We start from the raw sequence: 12,851 nt of genomic DNA, 5'->3' as shown, positions 1-12,851 counted from the left end.
ATTTATTTTTTAGAATTTATACTAAACAGTTGCAATTTTTTTGCAACTGTTTTTTTTTAACAATAATATGAAAATATGTGATTTCGTTATCTAAAAAGCATTTTTTTACGGTTTTTTTTTGATTTTTTTGATTTTATTTAGTATTTTGGCTATCTACAAATTTTTTAATCAAAACAAACCACATGAAAAAAATTACTATTTGGCTCTTTGCCTTTTTTGCGTTCACACAGGTGAACGCCCAATTATGGACTATTAATTCTTGTTCAAACCTTGGTACAACCACTTATGGACCAATGTATAGCCAATCAACAATTAATTCTAATAACAGAACAGCTGTTATTTATCCTGCATCTCAATTAAGTACACTAAATGGTCAAGTATTGAATTCAATGTATTTTCAAAGAAGTACAGCTACTGGGTCAATGGCAGGAACACCAAATTTTAAGATATACTTAAAAGAGGTTACAGCAACAGATTGGGGAGCAACAGCAATTGATTGGGCTACAGAAACTACAGGTGCAACTTTAGTATATGATTCAAACCCTGCTTCAGCAGTAGGTAGTGATGCTGGATGGAAATCTTTTCCATTTGCAACGAATTTTACATATACTGGTACACAAAATCTTGCTGTCTTTTTTGAATATAGCAATACAACTGCAAGTTCATCAATTTCTTGGAATTATGAATATATTGCTCCTTGTATTGATACAGCAAATAGTAATACTACTAAATATAACAACAATACAACAGGAACACTTTCAGCATCTTTGGCTTCAACAAATTATAGAAGACCATTAATTGGTTTTGATTTTGTAGTTTCTTGTAATGCTCCTAATAGTTTAGTTACTTCTAATTTAGGAACAACTTTTGTTGATGTTGCTTGGACAGAAAATGCAGTTCAACCTCAAAACGGATATGAATATTATTATTCAACTTCAAATACGGCTCCATTACCTGCTACAGTTCCAACTGGAACAACAGGTACTGGAATTGCTACAGTTTCATTAACTTCATTAGCGCCAGCTACAACTTACTATATGTGGGTTAGAGGTAATTGTGGTACATCTGATAAAAGTATATGGGCAGGTCCTATGACATTTACTACATTATGTGTTGATGTTGCTGCTTACGTAGAAAACTTTGATACTACACCAACAGGTACAGGAAATTTACCAGTATGCTGGAGTAAAGTAGGTACTTCTAATAATGTATATGTAAATACTGGTTCTAATTCTCCAATGTCACCTGCAAATAGGCTGTATATGAACATAAGTGCAACAACAACTGCCTATGCAGTAATGCCACCAGTATCTAATTTACAAGCCAATACGCATAGATTAAAATTTAAGACCTATTGTACGACTGCAAATAAAGTGTTGAGTGTTGGTTATTTTACAATACCAGGAAACGAATCAACTTATGTAGAGCTGCAACCATTTCAAATTCCTAGTAATAGTGTTGCAGATACACAAGAATTTACAGTTATACCCACTGGGGTTCCTGCTGGAGTAACTCAACTAGTTTTTAATTTAGTTGCAGGTGCTTTTACAACAGCATACATTGATGATGTAAAATGGGAAGTAAATTCAGCATGTGTTGAACCTTCTGCTTTAACGGCAACAGCGATAACAAACAACAGTGCAACTCTTGGTTGGACAAATGGAGGGTCAGAGACTGTTTGGGATATCCAATATGGTTTAACAGGTTTTTCATTAGGTTCAGGAACGATGGTTAATGGACTTACAAATAACCCATATTCTTTATCAGGCTTAACGGCTAATACTTCATACCAGTTTTATGTTAGAGGCGTTTGTACTGGACCAGTAAACAGTTCTTGGTTTGGACCATTTACATTTAAAACACAATGTGATAATGTAACAAATTATATAGAAAACTTTGAACCTTATGCTACTGGGGCTGCAAATCCATTGCCAGATTGTTGGAGTAGATTAGGAACAGGATTTACATACATTACTACTGGTTCTGTATCTCCAATGTCTCCTGCAAAAAGACTTTACTTGAGTGCAAGTGGAACAACGCCAACGCAAGCATGTGCTGTTTTGCCTGGAGTTTCTAATTTACAAGCAAATACGCATAGGTTAAAGTTTAAAGCCTACGCTACAAGTGCAAATGAATTTATATCTGTAGGATACTTAACAGATCCATCAGATATTACAACTTTTATTCAATTAACAGAAGTATTTCTTCCATCAACAGCGGCAGCGACTGCTCAAGAGTTTACAATTGTTCCAACTGGAGTTCCAGCTGGAGTTAATCACTTAGCAATTTTGAACCCTGGAAGTCCTGCAGGAACTACTGTGGCTTATGTTGATGATGTAATTTGGGAAGCTATTCCAGCTTGTCCAGAACCAACGTCACTAACGAGTTCAAATGTAACATCAAACTCAGCAGTATTAGGTTGGACAGAAATGGGTACATCTACGACTTGGAACATTGAATATGGTCCAGTAGGATTTACTCAAGGAACTGGAGGAACATTAGTTTCTGGAGTAACAACAAACCCATATACACTATCAGCATTAACTCCTTCTACAGTTTATGATTATTATGTTCAAGCTGATTGTGGAGGAACTGCGGGTACAAGTTTTTGGATAGGACCTCACACATTTACAACTCTTTGTACAGCTTTTGTTGCACCATATCTAGAAAACTTTGATGGTTTGGCTTTAGTGTCACCTTATACTGCTTTACCTTTATGTTGGGAAACACAAGTTGGTCCAGATTTTTGGGATGTTACAAATGATGTAACAAACACAGGAAATACTTATTCACCAGATATAGGTGATCATACGACAACTACTGCAAATTATATGTGGATTGATGCCTCAAGCAATATCACTGCAAACGAAATGGTTACTCCTTTAATTGATATTAGTGGATTAACTTCTCCATATGCAGGTTTTTGGTTTTTATCAGAAAACACAACTAATGCAATTAATCATACAATTGCTTTAGATGTATGGGATGGTGCCACATGGTTAAATATTGCGACTGAAACAGGTAATTTTACAGGTTGGGTAGAAGTTGCAGCAGTTGTTCCATCAACAGTGCCTTCTACAACTAAATTTCGTATTTATGCGATTGCAAATCCAGCAGGAACAACTTCAGATTATTACTATAATGATTTAGGTGTTGATGATTTCTTTGTAATGGAAGCTCCTACATGTCTTGCTCCAACATCTTTAATAGCTACTAATATTACTGCAAATTCTGTAGATTTAGGTTGGACTGAAAACGGTTCATCTACAATATGGGACATAGAATGGGGAACAACTGGTTTTACACCAACAGGTACACCAACTATTACAGGAACTACTACTAATCCATACAGTTTAACAGGATTAGTTGCAGATACATCTTATAGCTTTTATGTTAGAGCTGATTGTGGATCAACTAATGGACAAAGTATTTGGTCTGGACCATTTAATTTTACAACTTTAATTTCATGTCCAGCACCAACAGTTTTAACAGCAACTACTATCACATCAACAAGTGCCTTGTTAGGTTGGACAGAAAATGGTTCTGCGACAACTTGGAATGTTGAGTACGGTCCAGTTGGATTTACTCAAGGTTCAGGTGGAACTTTAGTTTCAGGAACAACTACAAATCCATATGCATTAACAGCATTAACCCCAGCAACAGTATATGATTTTTATGTACAAGCTGATTGTGGAGGAACATCAGGAATGAGTACTTGGTCAGGTCCTTTTACTTTTACATCACAATGTGTAACATTTAACGCTCCTTATACAGAAGGTTTTGAAACCGGTGGAAGTATACCCACTTGTTGGACGATGAGTGGTGGAGAAAATTGGCAGTTTTCTAATGCTCCTGGATTTAATCACATTGGTAATAATGGGACAATAACAGGAAATACAGCTACCAATAATTATTTTGCATGGGTAGATGATTCAACTCCTGATTTTTCTGACGTTACTTTATCGTCTCCTCTAATTAATGTTTCTACATTGACTACTCCAAGACTTACTTTTTATGAGTTAAGTGATAATGAAGGACAACAAAATTCTACATTAACTGTTGAAGTTTGGGATGGTGCTGTTTGGAATAATATGGCAGTATATAACTCTAACACTGTTGGTGGTTGGGAAAAGAAAACTATAAGTTTAAGTTCTTTAACAATTACAGGTGATATTCAGGTTAGATTTATTTATGCTGGAAGTACAACTGGTTTTTATGATGATATTGCCATTGATGATGTAACAATTGAAGAATCTCCTTCTACACCACCAGTATGTGCTGCAAATATAGTTGCAACACCAAATGCGACATGTGGAAACGAGGCTACAGTTATTTCTTGGGATGCAACAGCATTAGCAGACGGGTATTATCTTACTATTGGTACTACATCAGGAGGAAATGATGTTTTAGATAATGTAGATATTGGTGCAGCACCAACTTACTCTCATATTGGATTAGTTAATACAACTTATTATTATACGGTTACACCATTTAACGCTTCAGGATCTGCTACAGGTTGTTCAGAATTAAGTTATATTACTGTTGCCACAGGTTGTTATTGTCCTTCAATTCCAACTTCAAATGATAATTCCGGTATAACTAATGTTCAACTAGGTACAACTGACTTTCCTAATGGAGATGTAACTTATTTTGATCATTCAGCGACTTCAGTATCATTTGCTCAAGGTGCTAACTCGAATGTTCAAATTTCATTTGCAACAGGATATACATATAATACATACATTTACATTGATTTTAACGATAATTATATTTTTGAAGCTTCAGAAATCGTTTATTCAGGTGAATCTTTAGCAGCAAATCCTTCAGTACTAGACGCCTCGTTCTTGATGCCAACTGCAGCTGTATTAGGAGCGCATAAAATGCGTCTTGTAACAGCGGATGTTTTAACAACTGCAGATCCTTGTTATTCTGGTTCATATGGAGTAACATTAGACTTCACTGTAAATATTACACCATTGTTATCAGTTAACGGATTTGATTCTGCAAGTTTTGTAGCTTATCCAAACCCAGTTAGAGATGTATTAAATTTATCTTACTCTACAGAAATAGCTTCTGTTAAAGTAATTAATTTATTAGGTCAAGTTGTTTTATCTAAAAAAGTTGAAAATACTTCAACTCAAATTGATATGGCAAGCTTAACTGCTGGTACATATATTATTAATATTACAATTGATGATATAGTTAAATCAATAAAAGTTATTAAGCAATAAGTAGAAAAATAATTTTATATTTTAAACTGCTCCAAATTTGGAGCAGTTTTTTTTTGTTTTATAATGCGTTGTTATTATTTTTTGATTAAATTCGTAAATGTTTAACTTAAAATTAACAAATACATGAAAAAAATTACATCTAAACTAATGTTGCCGTTGATTATCCTTTTAGGGTTCTTCTCGACAACATTTGTATCAATTAATGCACAATGCATACGTCCAGACGCGTTTGGTAATGTTGTGTCTAATAATTCCGGTTTACTCCAAGGAATTACTACTTGTGCTTTTAGTACGGCAGAATATTCAACTGTTACAGGTTTAACTTTGGGTGAAGATTATGTCTTTGCTGGACAAGTGGGTACTACCTATGGAGCAGGAACTCATGTTTATGTAACAATAACGGATCTGTCAAATACCGTTATTCAACATGGGGTGTCTCCTCAAACAGTTACAAATGTAGCTGTAGCTGGAGTTAGAATTCACCTTTCAGATGATGCTGCTTGTGCTGGTTCAGCTGTTTGTCATAATACTTCTGTATTATTGATAACTAGTTGTATTGTGCCTTCAGGGTTAAGTTCAACAAATGTTACAACAACTACAGCCGATATTTCTTGGACTGCACCAGTTAATGTGCCTTCAGGGGGTTATGATTATTATTATTCAACCACTGCTACTGCACCAATTGCAACTACAACTCCAAATGGTACTATTACTACTGGAACAACTGCGAATTTAACAGCATTAAATCCATCTACACAATATTATTATTGGGTAAGATCAAATTGTGGAACAGAAACTTCTTCATGGTCTGCATCAGGTACTTTTTCAACAGCTTGTGTGGCTATAACTGTACCTTCTATTGAAACTTTTGCAACTTTTATACCTGCTTGTTGGTCAAAAGCAAGTGGTGGAGATATTACAGCTGGCCCAGCAACTCCGGATGCAGGAGCTTGGCTTGCAGATGGTTTTGCAAACGTAGGAACAACAGGAGCAGTAAAGTATAATTTTTATACATCAAACACCAATGATTGGTTTATTTCACCTCAATATGTTATTCCTGCTACAGGTTATGAAATAAAATTTGATGCTGCAGCAACTCAATATGCAAGTACAGCAGCACCAACAACACCATGGGAAGCTGATGATGTGGTTGAAGTTTTAATTTCTACAGGAACAGCTAACTGGTCTGTATTATATACATTTGATGCAACTCATGCGCCTTCAAATACAGGTTCTATTAATATTATTGATATAAGTGCTTTTGCTGGTCAAACTGTAAAATTTGCATTCAGAATGGTAGAAGGAATAGACAATGGTAATGCAGATATAGAATTTTTCGTTGATAATTTCCAAGTTAGACTTACGCCAAGTTGTCCAGAACCAAATGGTTTAGCAGTTAGTGCAATTACAACTACTTCAGCACAATTAGCTTGGATGGAAATGGGTACTTCAACTCTTTGGAATGTAGAATATGGACCAGCAGGTTATGTTCAAGGTAGTGGAACAAGTGTAATAGGAGTAACAACTAATCCATATGTTTTAAGTGGATTAACTCCTAATACGCAATATGATTACTATGTTCAAGCAGATTGTACATCTAGTACAAGTTATTGGACTGGACCGTTTTCTTTTGTTACAGCATGTGTTCCTTTTGGTAGTTTTACGGAAAATTTTGATACAACACCAAGTGGGGGTTTAACTAATTGTTGGTATAAAGTTGTTAATTCAACTGATGCTTTTGCTAGGGTTTCAATTCAAGATAATCTAGCTTTTACAGAGCCAAATAGTGCAGAACTTTATAATTCAGGTGATGCTACTGTAACTTTACTTTTAGTAACTCCAAATTTAACGGATTTACCTAATGGAACTCATAGACTAAAATTTAGAGTTAGTGGAGGTACAAATTATACTATGGAAGTTGGAACAATGTCAGATCCAACAGATGCATCAACTTATAATGCAGTAGAGCCATTTCAGGCTCCAAATGGTTTCAATGAATATATTGTAGATTTTTCAACAGTTACCACTACTGATCATTATATTGCATTTAAGCATGGAAGTACTGCAACTTTTCAAACAATAAAAATTGATAATGTAGTTTGGGAACCAGTTCCAGCTTCAGTTCCTTCTTGTGCAGCTAATATAGTTGTGACACCAGATGCTGCTTGTGGTAATTATGCTACTTCTTTTGTTTGGGATCCAACTGTTGGAGCTGATGGTTATAGAATAACTATTGGAACAACTACAGGAGGAAATCAAGTTGTTGATAACCTAGATTTAGGAAATGTTACTTCATATTCATATACAGGAAACTTTAATACTACTTATTATTATACATTAACTCCTTATAATGCTATCGGAAATGCAGTAAGTTGTACAGAACAAAGTTTTACAACTTTTGCAACAGGATGTTACTGTCCGTCAGTTCCAACTTCGAATGATGGTTTAGGTATTACAAATGTGCAATTAGGAACTACAGCTTTTCCTACTACTGATGTAACGTATTTTAGTCATGCAGCAACGACTGTAACTTTACCTCAAGGATTAAATGCAAATGTTCAAATTTCATTTGCAACAGGTTATACATATAACACTTATATCTGGATTGATTTTAACGATAATCTTACATTTGAAGCATCAGAAATTGTTTATACAGGAGAATCGTTATCTACTAATCCAACTGTTTTAAATGCCTCTTTTGTAATGCCTGCAGCAGCTGCATTAGGAACTCATAGAATGCGATTAGTGTCTGCTGACTTTTTACCAGCATCTGATCCATGTTATTCTGGATCATATGGAGTTACCTTAGATTTTTCAGTAAATATAATAGTCTCTACGTGTACACCTGCCAGTGCTACAACTACAATAGTACCAGATTGTACTAATAATCAATATTCTGTAAGCGTAAATGTAACTGACTTAGGAAGTGGTTCTCCAGTTTTAAGTTATGGATCAACTACATTACCTATTACTGCAATAGGAGTAGTAACAGCAGGACCTTTTGCAAGTGGATCTTCAAATGCTTTAACTATTTTACATGGTTCTGACACAACTTGTGATTTACCATTAGGGAATTTCACTTATGCATGTCCTCCTGTAAATGATGAATGTGCAAACCCTACGGTATTAACTCCTGGTGGAATATTCGCAACAAATCAAGTTACAGGAACAAATGTTGCAGCAACTAGTTCAACACAAACTGCTCCTACTTGTGCTTTCTATCAAGGTGGTGATGTTTGGTATTCTGCAGTGGTACCTGCTTCAGGTAGTTTAACATTCGAAGTGAATCCAACTACAGGTGGATTGACAGATACTGCTGGAGCTGTTTATAGTGGAACTTGTAGTTCTTTAACTGAAATAGCTTGTAATGATTCTTCAAGTGCAAGTGGTGATCATCCCTTAATTATTGTTACAGGTCAAACTCCAGGAAGTGTTTTATATTTCAGAGTTTGGGAATATGGAAATGATGTTTTTGGAACATTTTTAGTTTCAGCTTATGATGGTTCCTTATCAGCTTCTAGTTTTGATAATGCTAGTTTTGTAGCGTATCCAAACCCAGTTGTAGATGTTTTAAATTTATCTTACTCTTCAGAAATATCTTCTGTTAAAGTGATTAATTTATTAGGTCAAGAGGTTATTTCAAGAAAAGTTAACAATACAACTTCTCAAATTGATATGTCAAGTTTGACAGCTGGTGCTTATATTGTAAACGTTACCGTTGGTGATGTTGTTAAAACAATAAAAGTGATTAAGCAGTAATTAATTTACTATTTAGTATAAATTAAGTTAAAAGACAGCTGTAAATTTATTTTACAGCTGTTTTTTTTTAATTTAAATTCATTTTTGCTTATATTAGCATATTATTAACAAACAATTATAATATTTATGAAAAAAATTACTTTAATGATTGTGCTTCTAATAGTCTCATGGCAAATGAATGCACAATTCGGTTGTACTTCCGCAGTTGTTTTAACCAATGGTTTTACAGCGACAGGAATTACAACACCAGGAAATGCAGGTCCTGAAGATTGGAATGACAATCCAACAGATACTGCTCCCACTAGCGGTTTTTATTGGGATGACGATGTATATACTTATACATATACTTCTGGTTCAAATCCAGAAGAGATTTCTATGACTATCTTCTCTGTAAACTCATGGAATGGAATTGGAATTTTTGCAAATTGTTCTGGAACAGTTTTATCTGGACACATAACTTCTGTTGGACTAACAGGGGCCAATACTTCAAAAACAGTTACAGCAAACATTGCAGCAAATCAAACTGTTTACATAGCAATTGGTCAATGGGGTACGCCAAATGGATTAAACTTTAATGTAACTAGTTTTACAGCAACTCCATTAGTGAATCCACCAGCATGTGTCGTATTATCTTCACCAGCTAATATGGCTGTTAATGTTTCCTCATCAAATATTTCATGGCCAGCTGCTGCTGGTGCTGCAACAAACTATGCTATATCGGTTGGAACTACTTCAGGAGGTACAGATGTTTTAAACAATGTTTCTGTAGGAAATGTTTTGACTTATAACTTAGGTGTTTTAAGTTCAGCTACTACATATTATGTTACTGTAACACCATCAAATTCAAATGGTTCAGCGACATCTTGTGCCGAGACTTCTTTTACAACTTGTGGAGAAGTTACAGCATTTTTTGAAAATTTTGATTCATATACATCGACTGGAACAACTAGTGCCATGCAAAATTGCTGGTCTAAAGGAGGTAACGGAAATACTTATGTAACAACTGGAGCTTTGGCTCCAATGTCACCATCTAATAGACTTTATATGTTTGCCAGTGGTACTACACCTACAGAGGGTTATGCAATTTTACCTGCTGTTTCAAATTTACAAGCTAATACACATAGATTAAAATTCAAAGCTTTTTCTTCATCAGGAACTAATAGATTTTTAGTTGTTGGATATTTAACTGATCCAGCGGACGTTACAACTTTTGTACAACTAGAAGAAATAACAATTCCTGGAACAGTCGTTGGAAATACTCAAGAAATTGTAGTCATACCTACTGGAATTCCTGTAGGAGTTAAGTACCTATCTATAAAAAACTCTGGCTTTCCTGGGGGTTCTACTACAGCTTATTTAGACGATGTTGCTTGGGAAGCTATTCCCGCTTGTTCAAACCCAACAAATGTTTCTGCAACTGCTGTTACATCAAGTGGAGCAACAATAAATTGGACTGGGAATGCTAGTGATGTTTCTTGGGAGATTGAATATGGTGCTCCAGGTTTTACTATAGGAACAGGAACAACAGTGGCTGCAAGTACAAATCCTTTTACTTTATCGGGTTTAATGCCTCAAACTAGTTATCAATTTTATGTAAGAGCTATTTGTGCAGGTCCTTCAACTAGTACAAATTCTTTATCAGGATCATTTTTAACCTCATGTGTTCCAATATCAACATTTCCTTGGAATGAAAATTTTGATTCTTTAACAGGAACATTAGGAACAACTAACTTTCCACCTTGTTGGTTAAAGGAAAATGGTGATTGGGCATCTGCAAATGCTACAACTTACAATACAGCAAATTCAGGCTCAAATTATTTAAGAGACTCTTGGTCTGCTACAAATGAATTTATCTGGACTGGTGGTTTTAATCTTGTTGCTGGTACTTCTTATGACTTTTCTTCTTTTATTCAAGGGGACGGTTTTACTGGTTGGACTGTAGATTATTTATACAATACTTCTCAATCTTCAACAGGTGCGACTCAGTTAGGATCTACTTACGCTGTTCCAGGAACTGGAACTATAGCAATACAGCCTTATGCTAAAGTAACAAGAACATTTGTTCCTACAACAAGTGGAGTTTATTATTTTGCCTTAAGAGTAAATCAACCTTCTTTTAGTCCTTGGTACGTTGCTTTTGATGATTTTGAATTAAAAATAACTCCAACGGTATTGCCTAGTTGCTCTACAAATTTAGTAGCTACTCCAAATTCATGTGGTAATTTTGCAAATCAATTATCTTGGGACTCTAATGCTTTAGCTTCTGGTTATTTCATTACAATTGGAACAACTTCAGGAGGAACTGATATTGCTAACAATGTTGATATTTCAAATAATTCATATTCTTTTGTTGGGCAGATAAATACTCAATATTTTTGGAAAGTTGTTCCTTATAATGGAACGGGATCTGCTACAGGATGTGTGGAACAAAATTTCACAACATCTTCAACAGGTTGTTATTGTCCTTCTGTACCAACTGTACTTGATAATTCAGGTATAACAAATGTTCAATTAGGGTCAACAGATTTTCCAACAAATGTTGTTACTTATTTTGATCATTCAGCAACTCAAGTGACTTTGCCACAAGGATTAAATACAAATGTTCAAATATCATTTGCAACTGGTTATACATATAACACTTATATCTGGATTGATTTGAATGACAATTATATATTTGATGCTTCTGAATTAGTTTATACAGGAGAATCGTTATCTGCAAACCCAACCGTTTTAAATGCCTCTTTTGTAATGCCAGCAACAGCTGCAATTGGAGTACATAAAATGCGAATTGTTACGGCTGATGCTTTAGCTACAGCTGACCCATGTTATTCAGGATCATATGGAGTTACCTTAGATTTCTCAGTAAATATAATAGTTTCTTCATGTACACCTGCTAGTGCAACAGCTACAATAGTACCAGATTGTACTAATAATCAATATTCAGTAAATGTTGATGTAACTAACTTAGGAAGTGGTTCTCCAGTTTTAAGTTATGGGACAACTACATTACCTATTACTGCAACAGGAGTAGTAACAGCAGGACCTTTTACAAGTGGTTCTTCAAATACGTTAACTATTTTACATGGTTCAGACATAACTTGTGATTTACCATTAGGGAATTTCACTTATGCATGTCCTCCAGTAAATGATGAATGTGCAAACCCTACAGTATTAACTCCTGGTGGAATATTCGCAACAAATCAAGTTACAGGAACAAATGTTGCAGCAACTAGTTCAACACAAACTGCTCCTACTTGTGCTTCCTACCAAGGTGGTGATGTTTGGTATTCTGCAGTGGTTCCTGCTTCAGGTAGTTTAACATTCGAAGTAAATCCTACTACAGGTGGATTAACTGATACAGGTGGATCTGTTTATAGTGGAACTTGTAGTTCTTTAACAGAAATAGCTTGTAATGATTCTTCAAGTGCAAGTGGTGACCATCCCTTAATTATTGTTACAGGTCAAACTCCAGGAAGTGTTTTATATTTTAGAGTTTGGGAATATGGAAATGATGTTTTTGGAACGTTTTTAGTTTCTGCTTATGATGGTTCCTTATCAACTTCAAGTTTTGATAATGCTAGCTTTGTAGCTTATCCAAACCCAGTCGTAGATGTTTTAAACTTATCTTACTCTTCAGAAATCACTTCTGTTAAAGTAATTAATTTACTAGGACAAGAAGTTATTTCAAGAAAAGTAAATAATACTACTTCTCAAATTGATATGACTAGTTTAACTGCAGGAGCTTATATTGTAAACGTTACCGTTGGTGATGTTGTTAAAACAATAAAAGTGATTAAGCAATAAGCATAATTAAAATTTTTAAATTAAACTGCTCCTTAGTTGGAGCAGTTTTTTTTGTAT

Annotated in this window: 3 protein-coding genes; all 3 read left to right on the top strand. The window is 34.8% G+C overall.

Going from position 1 to position 12,851, the window contains the following annotated elements; all coding sequences use genetic code 11:
- The first annotated feature begins 182 nt into the window (after nucleotides 1-182).
- The 3 genes from G507_RS0105240 to G507_RS0105230 all read left to right on the top strand — a co-directional run bounded on the left by G507_RS0105240 (nucleotide 183) and on the right by G507_RS0105230 (nucleotide 12,794).
- A complete protein-coding gene (locus G507_RS0105240; protein ID WP_026716502.1) occupies nucleotides 183-5,231 on the top strand; it encodes a fibronectin type III domain-containing protein in 5,049 nt (1,682 codons plus the stop codon).
- 123 nt (nucleotides 5,232-5,354) lie between these two features.
- Complete coding sequence (locus G507_RS0105235) at nucleotides 5,355-8,990, top strand: T9SS-dependent choice-of-anchor J family protein (RefSeq protein ID WP_026716501.1); 3,636 nt, start codon at nucleotides 5,355-5,357, stop codon at nucleotides 8,988-8,990.
- A gap of 126 nt (nucleotides 8,991-9,116) precedes the next feature.
- A complete protein-coding gene (locus tag G507_RS0105230) occupies nucleotides 9,117-12,794 on the top strand; it encodes a GEVED domain-containing protein (RefSeq protein WP_026716500.1) in 3,678 nt (1,225 codons plus the stop codon).
- The last annotated feature ends 57 nt before the right edge of the window (nucleotides 12,795-12,851 follow it).

Source organism: Flavobacterium gelidilacus DSM 15343 (assembly GCF_000422685.1).
Classification (GTDB): Bacteria; Bacteroidota; Bacteroidia; order Flavobacteriales; family Flavobacteriaceae; genus Flavobacterium; species Flavobacterium gelidilacus.
Note: the sequence above shows the minus strand (reverse complement) of the source record. Positions and strands in the feature narration are given on the sequence as shown.